Origin of the sequence: Cupriavidus sp. H18C2 (assembly GCF_049393795.1) — a bacterium.
GTDB lineage: Bacteria > Pseudomonadota > Gammaproteobacteria > Burkholderiales > Burkholderiaceae > Cupriavidus > Cupriavidus pauculus_C.
Map to the genome: position 1 here is coordinate 1,656,650 of NZ_CP186010.1, position 14,400 is coordinate 1,671,049.

Annotated in this window: 12 protein-coding genes; 4 read left to right on the forward strand and 8 right to left on the reverse strand. The window is 67.8% G+C overall.

Annotation, left to right across the window (positions count from 1 at the left end):
• Position 1 precedes the first annotated feature (1 nt).
• The 4 genes from EPAKOI_RS07585 to EPAKOI_RS07600 all read right to left on the reverse strand — a co-directional run bounded on the left by EPAKOI_RS07585 (position 2) and on the right by EPAKOI_RS07600 (position 4,677).
• On the reverse strand, positions 2 to 1,210 hold the full coding sequence (locus EPAKOI_RS07585; RefSeq protein ID WP_124684283.1) for an efflux RND transporter periplasmic adaptor subunit: 1,209 nt from the start codon (positions 1,208 to 1,210) through the stop codon (positions 2 to 4).
• 74 nt (positions 1,211 to 1,284) lie between these two features.
• Positions 1,285 to 2,697: an FAD-binding oxidoreductase gene (locus EPAKOI_RS07590; RefSeq protein ID WP_423193421.1), complete on the reverse strand. Its 1,413-nt coding sequence runs from the start codon at positions 2,695 to 2,697 to the stop codon at positions 1,285 to 1,287.
• Positions 2,698 to 2,731: 34 nt separating this feature from the next.
• On the reverse strand, positions 2,732 to 3,427 hold the full coding sequence (locus EPAKOI_RS07595) for a FadR/GntR family transcriptional regulator (protein ID WP_423193422.1): 696 nt from the start codon (positions 3,425 to 3,427) through the stop codon (positions 2,732 to 2,734).
• Between the two features lie 86 nt (positions 3,428 to 3,513).
• The gene (locus EPAKOI_RS07600) at positions 3,514 to 4,677 is read right to left on the reverse strand and encodes an ATP-binding protein (RefSeq protein WP_423193423.1); all 1,164 of its coding nucleotides are present in this window, start codon (positions 4,675 to 4,677) and stop codon (positions 3,514 to 3,516) included.
• A gap of 175 nt (positions 4,678 to 4,852) precedes the next feature.
• Between EPAKOI_RS07600 and EPAKOI_RS07605 the strand changes: the two genes are divergently transcribed.
• Positions 4,853 to 5,218 carry a glyoxalase superfamily protein gene (locus EPAKOI_RS07605; RefSeq protein ID WP_423193424.1) on the forward strand — a complete coding sequence of 122 codons (366 nt, stop codon included), beginning with the start codon at positions 4,853 to 4,855 and terminating at the stop codon, positions 5,216 to 5,218.
• Positions 5,219 to 5,233: 15 nt separating this feature from the next.
• Here EPAKOI_RS07605 and EPAKOI_RS07610 read toward each other — a convergent pair whose 3' ends face one another.
• Positions 5,234 to 6,970, reverse strand: coding sequence for a Na/Pi cotransporter family protein (locus EPAKOI_RS07610; protein ID WP_423193425.1), 1,737 nt, complete (start codon positions 6,968 to 6,970; stop codon positions 5,234 to 5,236).
• A 91-nt stretch (positions 6,971 to 7,061) separates the two neighbouring features.
• Between EPAKOI_RS07610 and ampC the strand changes: the two genes are divergently transcribed.
• Positions 7,062 to 8,276, forward strand: a complete 1,215-nt coding sequence (gene ampC, locus EPAKOI_RS07615) for a class C beta-lactamase (RefSeq protein ID WP_423193426.1) — start codon at positions 7,062 to 7,064, stop codon at positions 8,274 to 8,276.
• A gap of 285 nt (positions 8,277 to 8,561) precedes the next feature.
• Positions 8,562 to 8,996, forward strand: a complete 435-nt coding sequence (locus tag EPAKOI_RS07620) for a nuclear transport factor 2 family protein (RefSeq protein WP_313836642.1) — start codon at positions 8,562 to 8,564, stop codon at positions 8,994 to 8,996.
• Positions 8,997 to 9,008: 12 nt separating this feature from the next.
• Here the strand turns inward: EPAKOI_RS07620 and EPAKOI_RS07625 are convergent, their stop codons facing one another.
• Both EPAKOI_RS07625 and katG read right to left on the reverse strand, forming a co-directional pair.
• Positions 9,009 to 9,560: a GNAT family N-acetyltransferase gene (locus tag EPAKOI_RS07625; protein ID WP_313836644.1), complete on the reverse strand. Its 552-nt coding sequence runs from the start codon at positions 9,558 to 9,560 to the stop codon at positions 9,009 to 9,011.
• Between the two features lie 111 nt (positions 9,561 to 9,671).
• The gene (gene katG / locus EPAKOI_RS07630) at positions 9,672 to 11,927 is read right to left on the reverse strand and encodes a catalase/peroxidase HPI (protein WP_124684274.1); all 2,256 of its coding nucleotides are present in this window, start codon (positions 11,925 to 11,927) and stop codon (positions 9,672 to 9,674) included.
• Between the two features lie 268 nt (positions 11,928 to 12,195).
• On the opposite strand from katG, the gene EPAKOI_RS07635 reads away from it, so the two are divergent.
• Positions 12,196 to 12,669 carry an aminoacyl-tRNA deacylase gene (locus tag EPAKOI_RS07635; protein ID WP_423193427.1) on the forward strand — a complete coding sequence of 158 codons (474 nt, stop codon included), beginning with the start codon at positions 12,196 to 12,198 and terminating at the stop codon, positions 12,667 to 12,669.
• 66 nt (positions 12,670 to 12,735) lie between these two features.
• Here the strand turns inward: EPAKOI_RS07635 and EPAKOI_RS07640 are convergent, their stop codons facing one another.
• The gene (locus tag EPAKOI_RS07640) at positions 12,736 to 14,238 is read right to left on the reverse strand and encodes a DUF1254 domain-containing protein (RefSeq protein ID WP_423193428.1); all 1,503 of its coding nucleotides are present in this window, start codon (positions 14,236 to 14,238) and stop codon (positions 12,736 to 12,738) included.
• Positions 14,239 to 14,400 lie beyond the last annotated feature (162 nt).

Here is a 14,400-nt window from a genome sequence, read left to right on the forward strand (position 1 = left end):
CCTACTTCTTGGCGACGGTGACGCGGGCGCCGTCGGCCAGCTTGTCGCCGGGGGCCAGCACCACGGTGTCGCCGGGCTTGACGCCCTGCACGGCCACCAGTTCGCCGACCTTGGCGCCGCGCGTGACCGGCACCTGGCGGGCCTTGCCGTCGGCCACCACGAACACCACCGGCTTGCCGTCGCGCTCGACCACGGCCGACGGCTGCACGGCGGTCAGCGGCTTGTTGTCCTCGGGCGGCACGGGCTTGGACAGGAACGCGATCTTGGCGCTCATGTCGGGCAGCACGCGCGCGTCGCGGTCGACAAAACGCACCTTGACCAGCACAGTGGCCTTGGAGCGGTCCACGGTTGGCACGATGCGCGACACGCGCCCGGCCATGCGCAGGTTCGGCAGCGCGTCCAGCAGGATCTCGCAGGGCTGCTCGACGGTGATCTTTGCGATGTTGGACTCGGCGACGTCGGCCTCCACCTCCAGCGTGTCCATGTCGGCAATCGTCACGATGGCGCCCTTGGTGTCGGCGGCGGCGGAGAACGGCGTGATGTTGTCGCCGACGTTGGCGTGCTTGATCAACACCACGCCGTCGAACGGGGCGCGGATCACGGTCTGCTCGACCGAGACCTCGGCCGCCCGGGCGTTGGCCTTGGCCGACGTGATCGACGCCTGCGAGTTGTTGATCGACGCCCGCGCCTTGTTGAAGCGGGCCAGGTCGGCGTCGTACTGCTGCCGGGAGATGGCCTTGGGCTCCAGCAGCATCTCCGACCGCTTCAGGTTGACCTCGGCATCGCGCAGTTCAGCCTGCTGCAGCTGCAGGTTGGCCTCGGCCACCTGCACCTGGGCGCGCGCCTGGGCGGCCGATGCCTCCACGTCACGGCTTTCCACGCGGGCGATGATTTCGTCCTTCTTGACGCGCGAGCCTTCCAGCACGCCCAGCCATTCCAGCCGGCCCTGCGCCTTCGATGCCACGGCCGCCTTGCGCTGCGGCACCACGTAGCCGGTGGCGTTCAGCAGCGTGTAGTTCTGGGACGGATAGGCCGCGGAAACGGTGGTGGTTTCCACCGGCTGCGGGCCGGCCAGCCGGGCGCCGATGCCGATGGCCGCCAGCAGGATGACCGCGATGACCGCGTAGCGCACCCAGCGGCGGCGCCGGCGGGGCGCGGGCGCCATGGCGCTGCGGTCGATTTTCAGCTTGCTCAGGTCTTGATCGGCCAATTTGGGAACCGTTCGGTGGCGGTATGCACGAAAAGGCTCCCAGTATAGCGACTGGCCGCGGCGCTCAGGCGGGGCTAGAGGAGCTTGCCGGGATTCATGATGCCGCTCGGGTCGAACACCTGCTTGATGGCGCGCATCAGCCGCAGTTCGAGCGGGTCCTTGAGCGCCAGGAAGGCGTCGCGCTTGAGCTGGCCGATGCCGTGCTCGGCGCTGATGCTGCCGTCGTAGCGCGCCACTTCGTCCATCACCTCGTCGCTGACCGGCTTGCCTTCGCCGAGCGCCCATTTGGGGTCGGCTCCCAGCGGGCGCGACAGGTTGTAGTGCAGGTTGCCGTCGCCGAAATGGCCGAAGATGAACGGGCGGATGCCGGGGTGCCGGGCCTGCAGCCGGGCCTCCATCGACGCCATGAAGTCGGGAATCCGCTCGATCGGCAGCGATACGTCGTGCTTCAGGTGCAGGCCGTCGGCGCGCTGGGCCTCGGAAATCTCCTCGCGCAGCCGCCACAGGCCCTGCAACTGGGCCAGCGACGCCGACACCGCCGCGTCCAGGCACAGCCCCTGGTCCAGCGCCTCGCCGATCACCGATTCCAGCAGCGCGTTGAGCACGTCTTCCGACGCCGTATCGGCGATTTCCAGCAGCACATAGGCCGGATAGCGCTCGGCAAACGGCGCCTGGACGTTTTCGGCATGGGTCAGCACGAGGTCCAGGCAGGCACCGGTGAAGAACTCGTAGGCCTGCAGCCGCGCCCCGCAGCGCGCGAACAGCAGCGAATAGAGTTCCAGCGCCTGCCGCGACGACTCCACGGCGGCCAGCACCACGGCGCGGGAATCGGCGCGCGGCGACAGGCGCAGCGCGGCGGCCGTGATGATGCCCAGCGTGCCTTCCGATCCGATCAGCAGTTGCTTGAGGTCGTAGCCGGTGTTGTCCTTGCGCAGCGTGCGCAGCCCGTGAAAGATCTCGCCGTTCGGCAGCACCGCTTCCACGCCCAGCACCAGTTCGCGCGTCATGCCGTAGCGCACGACGTTGACGCCGCCGGCGTTGGTCGCCAGATTGCCGCCGATCTGGCACGAATCCTCGGCCGCCAGCGACAGCGGGAACAGCCGGTCGTTTTCCTCGGCGGCGCGGCGCAGGTTGCCCAAGATGCAGCCGGCTTCGGCCACCATCGTGTTGGCAATCGTGTCAATCGAGCGAATCTTGTCCATGCGGTCCAGGCTGATCACGACGTTGGCCTGGCTGGCGTCGGGCGCGGCCCCGCCGCACAGGCCGGTATTGCCGCCACGCGGCACCACCGGGACGCCGGCCTGCTGGCACAGCGCCAGCGCCTGGGCCACCTGTTCGGTACTGCGCGGGCGCACCACGGCCTGCGCCTGGCCCTTGTAGAGACCGCGCCAGTCGGACAGCCAGGGCGCCACGGCGTCAGCGGCGGTGGCGACGATTTCGGGACCGAGGGCCTCGGTCAGGCGCTGGGCGAAGGGCGTGATGGACATCGTATTGCCTCTGAAACGGTAGGGAGACGGGGATTCAGGACTGGCGCAGCGGCAGGCCCAGGCGGCCGGCCGCGTTGCGCAGGTGTTCGGTGGCGCGCTGGCGGGCCAGATCGGCGTCGCGGGCGCGGATGGCGTCGAAGATCGCCACGTGTTCGCCGTGGACCCGGCCCGGCAGCCCCGGCTGGCGGCTGGAATTGACGCGGGCGGTCCGCACGGCCTGGTGGAGCTGCAGGTTCATGTACTGCAGCAACTGCTGGTAATAGGGATTGTGGGTCGCCGTGGCGATGGCGATATGGAACTGGATGTCGGGCTCCACGCCAAGCTCGGCATCGTCCAGCCGCGCGGCAATGGCATCGAGCAGGGCGCCCATGCGCTGGAGGTCGGCGTCGGTCCGGTGGCGGGCCGCCATGGCTGCCGCCGCGCTCTCCAGATCGATCCGCAACTCGAAGATGGCCGCCAGGTCCGTTGCATCGGCATGGCCGGCCAGCCGGAACCCGCTGTCGCTGACGCGCGAGCGGACGGCACTGCCCAGCCCCTGCCGGCTCTCGATCATGCCCTGCGACCGCAGATGCTCGGTCACCTCGCGGATCACGGCCGCGCTGACGCCGTAACGCTCGGCAAGCTGCTTGCCGGTAGGCAGCCGGGCGCCGACGGGAAACGTGCCGTCGGCAATCTCGCCACGCAGCTGCTGGATGACGCGCTCGGTCAGGGTGATGGGCCGGGTCTGCATAGGCCAGCACCTTACGCTTTTCTGGTTATATGAAAACTAGGGGTAAACGCTTAAATCGAAGGGGGGCGCCAAGGCGGGAGGCGCGATCAGAGCTTGCCTTCCAGCGATTTCCGTTCGCGCCACATCTCCTGCACGAATGGGTCGGTGATGCCGTACAGGCCGTGGCCCTTGCGCATGATGAGGTTGGTGGCCATCAGTTCGTTGACCACGGGCTGGGCCTCTTCGACCTTGACCTCGCGCCCGATGGCCTGGGAGTAGGCGGCGGCCGCGTCGGCCGAGAACAGGCCCCGGGCGTCGCCCTTGGCCGTGGCGATGCGGTCGAAGATAGCCGTTGCCAGGCCGCCCAACTGTTCCAGCTTCATCAGTTCGATATCGGCGGCGGCCGAGCGCAGCGTGTTGGCGATGACCGGCAGGTGCTCGTCGGGATTGCTGCCGTCGGGCAGGTGGAAATGCAGCTGGCGCAGCGCCTTGATCATCTCCTCGGGCCGGTTGCCGAGCGTGTGGAACGCCTGGATGGCCACGTCGAGCGAGGGCAGGGACGTAAAGCCCTCGGCGGCCAGCCGTTCCAGCAGGTAGGCCACGTAATCCTTGTCCAGCACCGGGTAGGCCACCGACGTGGCGCCCGTGAACGCCTGGTTGCGCCGGGCCGTCAGTTCGCCGACCAGCGCGCGGTGGGACCCGGTGCCGACGAACAGGAAGTGCCCTGGGGTGTCCGGCCGGGGATTGATCGCGTCGCGCGCCGCCTTCAGCGCCAGCAGCATCTGGTTGCCTTCCTCGGACGTAATCGCGTGCTGGACTTCGTCGACGATCAGCACGACGTCGGCGCGGCCCTGGTCCACCACTTCGGACAGCGCCTGCGCCAGCGTGGCGCCGCCGGGCTCGCCCAGGTTTTCCAGCTTGAAGCCGAACTTGAAGCTGAAGGCGCCCACGTCGATGCCGGCCACCCGCTTGAGCTTGCGCCGGGCCGCCGCCGGCGGCGACTCCAGGGCTTCGAGCTTCTTGCGCACCGCGTCGCGGATCAGCGTGGCGGGGCTGCGCTGGGTGTCGCTCCACAGGTCGACATAGATCACGATGGCGCCCAGGTCTTCCAGCGCCGGGATCAGGTCGTTCAGCAGGAACGTGGTCTTGCCGATCCGGCGCAGGCCGGAAAGGAACAGCCCGGACCGCAGGCCCTCGTCCAGCACGCTGGGGTAGAGCAACTGGCGCGCCATCTGGCTGGCCAGCTCGGGGCGCTTGTAGACGTAGCTCATCGGGTTTAGGTGGAATTATGAATTTCCAATAATTATAGGGAATCCATAAAACGAAGTAAAAGCCGGCGTGGAGACAAATCCTAGCCAAAGTGGATGACAGTGCACGTGGGCGCCATGCCGCCGTGGCAAAATCGCCAGATTCCAGCTTCGGGCGCCTTTCCATAGGCGAATTGCCATGCAGATGTCGCAAGCCATTCCGATCCTCCGCATCTTCTCGGAGGACAAGGCAAGGGAGTTCTACCTGGACTTTCTGGGCTTCAAGCTCGACTGGGAGCACCGGTTCGGCGACAACTTTCCGCTCTACGCGCAGGTCTCGCGTTCGGGGCTGGTGCTGCATCTGAGCGAGCACCATGGCGACGCCACGCCCGGTTCGGCGATCTTCATCCCGATCGACGACGTGGACGCGCTGCACGCCGAACTGACCGCGCGCGCGTATCGCTACGCCAAGCCCGGCGTGGAGGATGCCGGCTGGGGGCGGCAGTTGCAGGTCAAGGACCCATTCGGCAACCGGCTCTGCTTCTGCCAGCAGACCGAGGCGTAGCGCAAGCTGCCGGGTTCAGGTTGCCTGCTGGGCGGATGCCTGGACGGGCACGCCGGGCTGGACATCGTCGAGCCGCACGTCGCGCAACTGCGCGGTGGCCTTGGCGATGGCGCGCGACAGCCGCGCGATCTCGTTCAGGTGCTCGATCATGTCGTTGGCCAGCCGGAAATTGGCCACATCGTCGTGGCTGCTTAGCTGCAGCTCGGCCATGATGCCCTGGCGCGCCGCCATCGCCATGGCTTCCAGCGCCGGCTTGGCGGCGACGATGCGCTGCACGGTGTCGGCGGACGGATGCGCGACGGTGTCCACGGCCTGCGCAAGCTGGTCCAGCACGGAAGCGGCAAAGGCCATGGCGTCGGCGTTGCGCCAGCGGCCGGCATCGGCGCTGTGCGACAGGCGCCGCTGGCTCAGCGCCAGCATGCTCGTGGTGGCCACCTCGCGCGTGGCATCGAGCGTGGCCGCGATGCGCGCCAGGTCCACCAGTTGGCGGCTCTCGTCCTCGCTGCCGTTGCCTTCCGACAGCCGGCCGATATAGCCGATGACCGCGGTGCTCAGCGCTTCGGCGGCCTGGTCCTGGCCGGCCATCGCCACGATGTCCTGCGCCGTGCCATCCACGGCGATCTCGGCGCTGCGGCGCACCAGCCCGTGTACCTGCCGGCCCAGGCTGGCCAGTTCGAGCTGCACGCGGGCGATGCCCAGCGCCGGCATGTCCAGCAGCGTGTCGTCGAGGTAGCGGGGCACGGCCGGGTCCTGCGCGGTCGTGCGCGTGGACGGCGCGATGCGCTCGGCCAGCCGGCCGATGGGCCCGGTGAACCAGATCAGCACCGTCGTGCTGAACACGCTGAAGATGGTATGGGCGTTGGCGGCCTGGCGCGGCGTCTCGGCCGCCAGCCGCGCGGCGCCCGTCAGTTCCGGCGCCGACGGAGACACCAGCCGCACGAGGTCCGCAAACTGCGGGATCAGGAAGGCGAAGAACAGCACGCCCAGCACGTTGAAGAGCAGATGGACGACGCCGACCTGGGTGGCTTCCGCGTTCTTGCCGATGGCGGCCAGCAACGCCGTGCCGCAGGTGCCGACGTTGGCGCCCAGGATCAGCGCGATACCGGATTCCAGCGGGATCAGCCCCTGGCTGCCCAGCGCGATCACGATGGCCAGCGTGGCGGCCGAACTCTGCACGATGGCCGTGAACAGCGCGCCAATCAGGATGCCCAGCGCCGGGTTGCGCATGTCCTGCATCGCCGCGATGAACGGCTCGTAGTTGCGCAGCGGCCGCGTGGCATCGCCCATGAACTCGATGCCGAGGAACAGCAGGCCCAGGCCCAGCAGCACGCCGCCCAGCTGGCGCAGCAGTTCCTGCCGGGCAAAGGCGTGCAGCAGGAACCCGAAGCCCAGCAGGAACGGCGTGACCGCCGAGATATTGAACGCGATGATTTGCGCGGTCAGCGTGGAGCCGATGTTGGCGCCCATGATCACCGGGATCGACTGGCCCAGCGTCATCAGGCCGGCCGATACAAAGCCGACCAGCAGCACCGTGGTGATCGTGGAGGAATTGAGCAGCGCGGTGATGCCCGCGCCCGCCAGCACGCCGCGCAGGCGGCTGGCCGTGAGCGTGCCGAGCAGCGATTGCAGCCGCGCGCCGGCAATCGCCTTGAGCCCGCCCGTCATGCATTCCAGGCCGTAGAGGAAGAGGGCCAGCCCGCCGGTCAGCAGGCCCACGATTTCGAGCAGGTTCAGCGAGGCAGCGGACTGCATGGCATGGGGACCTATCGGGAGGGCGAGGCTGCCATTGTATGCCGCACGCCGGCGGATACAATGCGCTCCTTCGCCCCCGCCCGACACCGCCATGCGCCGCGCCGCCGCCCTCCGAATCCCGCTCCGCCTTGCCGTGACAACCCTGGCCACACTGGCCACCTTTGCCGCTACCGCCGCCGGTGGGCCGGCCCGGGGCGCCGATGCCGGGGCCGATGTCATCCGTGCGGCGGTCGACGCCGCCGTCCGGCCGGTCATGGCCAAGTACGACGTGCCGGGCATGGCCGTGGCCGTCACGCAGGGCGGCCAGCATCGGGTGTTCAACTACGGCCTGGCATCGCGCCAGGGCACCCGGCCGGTCACCGACGCCACGCTGTTCGAGATCGGATCGGTCAGCAAGACGTTCACGGCCACGCTGGGCGCCTATGCGCAGGCGCGCGGCGTGCTGTCGCTGGCCGACAAGGCCAGTCGGCACATGCCCGCGCTGGCCGGCAGCGCCTTCGATGGCATCAGCCTGCTGGAACTTGGCACCTATTCGGCCGGCGGCCTGCCGCTGCAGGTGCCCGATGCCATCAACACGCTGCCGCAGATGGTGGACTGGCTGCGGCAGTGGCAGCCGGACTTCGCGCCCGGCACCCGGCGGCGCTATTCGAACGTGAGCATCGGCCTGTTCGGCCATGCCGCCGCGCAGGCGCTGGGCATGCCGTTCGGAGACGCCATGGCCGGGCAGTTGCTGCCGAAGCTGGGGCTGTCGCATACCTGGATCGACGTGCCGCGCGCCCGCATGGGCGACTACGCCTGGGGCTACAAGGGCGACAAGCCGGTGCGGGCGTCGCCGGGCGTGTTCGACGGGCAGGCGTATGGCATCCGGACCACGGCGGCGGACATGATCCGCTTTGTCGAACTGAACATCGACAGCCAGTCGGTGGCGGACCCAGCCGTGCGGCAGGCGCTGGCGACCACGCACGCGGGCTATTTCCGCGTGGGGCCGATGACGCAGGGGCTGGGCTGGGAGCGCTATGGCTGGCCGGTGACGCTGGACGACCTGCTGGCTGGCAACGACGCCCGGATGGTGCGCGACGCGCAGCCCGTGCAGCGCATCGACCCGCCCGAGCCGGCGGCGGCCGACGTCCTGCTCAACAAGACCGGGTCGACCAATGGCTTCGGCACCTACGTGGCCTACGTGCCCGGCCGCCGCATCGGCGTGGTGCTGCTGGCCAACCGCAACGTGCCGATCCCGGCGCGGGTGACGGCGGCCTACGCCATCCTCCAGGTGCTCGACCGCGCCGGCGCCCCGGCCATCCGCTGAAAACCGTCCGCCCAAAAAAAGACCCGCCTGAGGGGATCAGGCGGGTTTGCAGGGGGAGGTTAAACAGGACGGGTCAGGTCCTGCGATGAAGCTTAGAGTGAGGCACACGCAGTCGATGTAGGCGTTTGTCTGATTTTGTATTTCTAGCATTTTGACCGCAACTTAATCGACCGAATGCAGCCAGTGCATGGTCGTTTCATTATTGGGCCGCTGGCGTTTTGGCGATCTCCCCGCTACGATGTTGTTATGCAACTGGTTGCATAACAACACACCGAGGAGACCCGCATGGAAGTTCACGGCCTGATTCCCGCCGCGCAGCAGACCCTGGCCGCGTGGCACGGCCTGCTGGCCCGCAACGCGATGGAGGAACTGGACCCGCTGCTGTCGGACCAGATCGTCTTCCGCTCGCCGGTGGCGCACAGCCCGTATCCGGGGCGGGCCGCCATCAAGCTGGTGCTGAAGACCGTCAATACCGTGTTCCAGGATTTCACGTACCACCGCGCGTTTGCGTCCACCGACGGCCGCAGCGTGGTGCTGGAATTCAGCGCCACGGTCAGCGGCAAGGCGCTAAAGGGTATCGACATGCTGCGCTTCGACGATGCCGGCCGGATCGAGGAATTCGAGGTGATGGTGCGCCCGCTGTCGGGCCTGCAGGCGCTGGGCGAGGCGATGGGCGCGCGGCTGGCCGGGCAGAAGGCCGTGCTGGCCGGCGCTGGCTGATGGCTTGGGCCGTCAGAGCGACAGGTGGACGACGCGCTGCGACGGGTCGTCCGGGCAGGGCGTATCGGCAAAGCCCAGCCGATGCGCCAGCCGCCGCATGCCGGTGTTCGATGCCAGCACGTAGCCTTCGATGGTGCCGAACCCGGCGGCGCGCGCGAATTCGATCAGCGTTTGCAGCAGCACCCGGCCCAGCCCGGTGCCTTGCCAGCCGTCGAGCACGGTAACGGCAAACTCGCAGGCGTCGCGGCCCGGCAGCGCCACGTAGCGAGCGCCGCCAACCAGATGGGCCCCCACGCCGTCCGTGCCGTCCACGGCGGCCAGCGTGCATTCGCGGCCCGGCTCCGGGTGAACCACGTCGTCCAGCAGGGCGTCCGGCAGGTCCTTGATCGCGGCCATGAAGCGCGTGTAGCGCGAATCCTCGGACAGCGCGTGGAAGGCTTCGAGCACGCCGGCCTTGTCGTCCTCGCGGATCTGGCGCACGACGATCACCTGCCCGTTGCGCAGGATTACCTGCATCGGCAGATAGGGCACGGTCGGCGTGTGTGAAACGGTGGCTTGCGGCATGGCAGGGCCCGCGGACTGAGGTCCTGTCATGGTAGGCAACGGGGCAGGGAAGGGCAAAGGGCGCCGCGTACCGCTGCGGCGCCCCTGGGGCACAAGACGCGTCCGGCTACGTCACTTGCGCAGGTCGAAGCGGTCCAGGTCCATCACCTTGGACCAGGCGGCGACGAAGTCCGTATAGAACTTGTCGGCGCCGTCGTCGCTGGCATAGACCTCCGACAGCGCGCGCAGTTGCGCGTGCGAGCCGAAGACCAGATCCACGCGCGAGCCCGTCCACTTGACCGCGCCGGTCTTGCGGTCGGCGCCTTCGAACACGTCGCGCGACAGCGGCGTCCATTCCAGCGACATGTCGAGCAGGTTGCGGAAGAAGTCGTTGGTCAGCGTCTCGGGCCGGTCCGTCAGCACGCCGTGCGCATCCTTGCCGTGATGGACGTTGAGCACCCGCAGCCCGCCGATCAGCACCGTCATCTCGGGCGCGGTCAGCGTCAGCAACTGGGCGCGGTCGATCATCATGTGCTCGGCCGGCACGCGCACGCGCGGGTTGATGTAGTTGCGGAACGCGTCGGCGGTGGGCTCCATCGCGCCCATCGACTTCACGTCGGTCTTCTCCTGCGACGCATCCATGCGGCCCGGCGAGAAAGGTACCTTCAGCGTCTTGCCCGCCTTCTCGGCCGCCTTCTCGATGGCCGCGCCGCCCGCCAGCACGATCAGGTCCGCCATCGAGACCTGCTTGCCGCCCGATTGTGACCCGTTGAAGTCTTTCTGGATGCCCGCCAGCGTTTCCAGCACCTTGGCCAGCTTGTCCGGCTCGTTGACGGCCCAGTCCTTCTGCGGGGCCAGCCGGATCCGGCCGCCGTTGGCGCCGCCGCGCTTGTCCGAGCCGCGGAACGTCGACGCGGCCGCCCAGGCGGTCTTGACCAGTTCCCCGATCGACAGCCCCGAAGCCAGCACTTTCTGCTTGAGCGCGGCAATGTCGTTGTCGTCGACCAGCGGGTGGTCCACCTTCGGGATCGGGTCCTGCCAGAGCAGTTCCTCCTGCGGGACTTCCGGGCCCAGGTAGCGCTCGATGGGCCCCATGTCGCGATGGGTCAGCTTGAACCACGCGCGGGCGAAGGCATCGGCAAACGCCTGCGGGTCGTCCTTGAAGCGGCGCGAGATCTTCTCGTAGATCGGGTCGAAGCGCAGCGACAGGTCCGTGGTCAGCATGGTCGGCTTGAGCTTCTTCGACGGGTCGTATGCGTGCGGCACCGTCTCGGGCGCGTCCTTGGCCACCCACTGGTTGGCGCCGGCCGGGCTCTTGGTCAGCTCGTACTCGAAATTGAACAGGTTTTCCCAGAAGCCCTGGCCCCACTGCGTGGGCGTGTTGCTCCACGTCACTTCCAGGCCGCTGGTGATGGTGTCCGGGCCCTTGCCGGTGCCGAACTGGTTGCGCCAGCCAAAGCCCTGCAGTTCCAGGTCTGCCGCCTCGGGCTCGGGGCCGACATTGCTGGCCGCCGCGGCGCCATGGGTCTTGCCGAAGGTGTGGCCGCCGGCGATCAGCGCCACGGTTTCCTCGTCGTCCATCGCCATGCGGCCGAACGTATCGCGGATGTCATAGGCCGCCGCGAGCGGGTCTGGGTTGCCGTCCGGGCCTTCCGGATTGACGTAGATCAGGCCCATCTGGACGGCGCCGAGCGGGTTCTCCAGGTTGCGGCCGGGATCGGTGCGGCTCACTTCCTCGCCGTGCTTCTCGGCATCGGCGACCAGCACGCCGCCGTCGTCGTCATTGCCCGCCGCGCCCTTGCCGTAGCGCACGTCGCCGCCCAGCCAGGTCTTCTCGTTGCCCCAGTAGACGTCCTGATCCGGTTCCCAGGTGTCCTCGCGCCCGCCACCGTAGCCAAAGGTCTTGAAGCCCATCGTTTCCAGCGCCACGTTGCCGGCCAGGATCATCAGGTCGGCCCAGGAAATCTTCTGGCCGTACTTCTGCTTGACCGGCCAGAGCAGCCGGCGCGCCTTGTCCAGGCTGACGTTGTCCGGCCAGCTGTTGAGCGGTGCAAAGCGCTGCTGGCCGCGGCCGCCACCCCCACGGCCGTCGCCGATGCGGTAGGTGCCGGCGCTGTGCCAGGCCATCCGGATGAACAGCGGGCCATAGTGGCCAAAGTCGGCCGGCCACCAGTCCTGCGAGTCGGTCATTACGTCGGCCAGGTCCTTCTTCAGCGCGGCGAAGTCGAGGCTCTTGAAGGCCTCGGCGTAGTTGAAACCCTTCTCCAGCGGATTGGATTTGTCCGAGTGCTGGCTGAGCAAGTCCAGCCTGAGCTGCTTCGGCCACCAGTCCGCATTGGTGGTGCCGCCGCCCGCGGCATGGTTGAAGGGACACTTTTCGTTAGACATGCTCTCTCCTTTGGGGGAACCATCGGTAGTTCTAGTCTTTCTCGCGTCAACACTTCCACGCGGCCCTGCGTTGGTCAGGTCCTGTCGCACGAGAAATATAGGCGAGAGCCCATGGCAAAAACATGAGAGCTTTGCAATCGCCGCGATAGGGCAACGCTATGACGCGAAAGGCATCGCGATTCGGGTTAGCCCGACCTGATCCCCCCGGTGCATGACCTATAGTTGCGGTACTCAGAACGACAGCGCCACGCGCGCGGAGGGTGCGATCATGACCATGTCAGTCAGGCTCGCCAGATGCCTGAGCCGCAACGAAAGCCATTTCGACACGGTCAGGCGCCCCGGCGACATCCGCGAAGCGGGCCCGTCCACGGCGCCAGCCGTGCCCCAGGACCGCCTGGCGCGCACTGTCTTGTTCGAGGACGAACGCGGCTACCTGACCGCCGTCATCCCCGCCAGCCACCACCTGAAACTGGCCGAGCTGCGCAGGCAGACCGGCCGCGAACTGGGCCGGGCCCACGCGGAAGGGGTGCGCGAGGTGTTCCGCGACTGCGATCCGCGCGCGCTGCCGCCGGTCGGCATGGCCTATGGCACGCAAACGTGGATCGACGAAAGCCTGCTGGCCCACGACGACGTCTATTTCGAATCGGGTGACCGCGACGCGCTGGTGCACATGCGCGTCGACGACTTCGCGCGGCTCATGGCGGACGCGAGGCGAGGGCGGTTTGCCCATCGTGTGATGTAGCGCGGGCCGTTGCCCGCGACAGGCCGCGCCATGGGACCAAGGGCCAATGGCGCGGCCGGCTTGCGTCTATTCCACGGGCTCCAGGTCGCCCGGTTTCCACGTCTTGTCGAACCACGGCTCCAGCGGCCCGTACAGCCGCAGGATCACTTGCCAGCTCTTGCCCGGCCGCGTCTGCACCCAGTTCGACGCCTGGCCCGGCGGCGCCTTCGGGCCGAACCAGATCGTATAAGAGCCATCGGGGCCGGCCTTCAGGCCCTTGCTGTGGCTGTCGATGCCGGCCGCCTTCTGGTCGGTTTCGAGCATCGAGCGGGTCTGTGCGTCGTAGACCGTGAACGACCAGAACTGCCGGGCCGGCACGGGGCCGGGCAGGGTGATCCGGTAGGTCTTGCCGCCGTCCAGGTAGGTCCCGCGCGCGTCGCGCACGGCGAACGCGTAGGCTGAGCCAGTACCGGGCTTGGCCGCCGCCATGGCCGGCGTGATGCCGGTGGCGGCGTAGTGGAACAGCGTGCGGGCGTCGAGCATTCGCTCGCCGTGATCCAGGAACTGGTAGCTGTTGCCGATGAAGCCGTTGCCCCATTGGCGGTCCGGGAAGAACTTGAGCCGCGGGTCGCGCGACGCGAACAGGATGGCCCGCGCCGACGCATTGCCCACCGCCACGGCATCCACCAGCAGCGCCTTCATGCGGGCATCGGGCCGGAACGGCTGGCCTTTCTTGATGCCGATCGAGGCAAACAGGCCGACGATCTCCGGATCGAATGCGTCGGCTGGCTCGTGCTGGATGACCGCGTCGATTTCCTCGAAGAAACGGAAATCGTTGGCATGGATCGTGTTGAATTTCTTGCCCGACAGGTTCACGAACTTCGTCGGCGGCGGCTTGGCGGCGGCCGCCAGCGGATAGACGCGGGCGCGGTCCTTGACCAGCTTCACGGCCGCGGCCACGTCGTCGTGCTCGACAAACACGCGGCACAGGATCCAGTTGATATAGGTGGACGATCTGGTGATGAAGTAGCCGCTGTCCGGCAGCGGGCCCTTGTAGTCGGGCGGCACGAACAGGTACTTGCCGCCTTTGCCCTGGTCCGGGCCGGTCAGCCCGACGTCGGTCACGAAGCGGAAATAGGCATCGTCCACCGGCCCCAGTGCGTTGGGCGGGATTTCCACCACCACCGGGCCGTCCTTGAGATCGATGCAGAAGAAGTTGTAGACCGTGGTGGCGTTGGGCGTCAGGAACAGCGACCGGGCGTCCATCAGGTTCTCGGTAATGCCGATGGCCTGGTTCGGCGTGACGCCGGCCTCGCGCAGCCCGGTGCACATGGCCTGCAGCGACGCGGCCGGGATGCCGGACAGGAACGCCTGGATGCCGCGCGAGAAATCAAGCTGGTCGTAGACCTTCTGTACCGTGGCGTCGTTGGGCAGGCCATCGAAGAACTCCAGCGGCCCGATCCGCGTGTCCACGCGGGACGGCGTCACGATATCGGGCGGCACACTGGCTGCGTAGCGCGGTGCCTGCGCCAGGACTGGCAACGACACCAGCCAGATCAGGGCGCCGATGAACAACAGACGTGTCGACATACGTTTCCTTTGCTGCGATGAATGGCCCATGCAGCATAAGGCGCCAGCGTCGCCGCGGATCGGGGTGCCGTATTGAATGTTTTCGGGGGCTGCGTTAAGCGGCTGGGATGGGGTTGGCGGCAGACAGATGTCAGAGGAACAATCTATCTTATGTTAAATGAA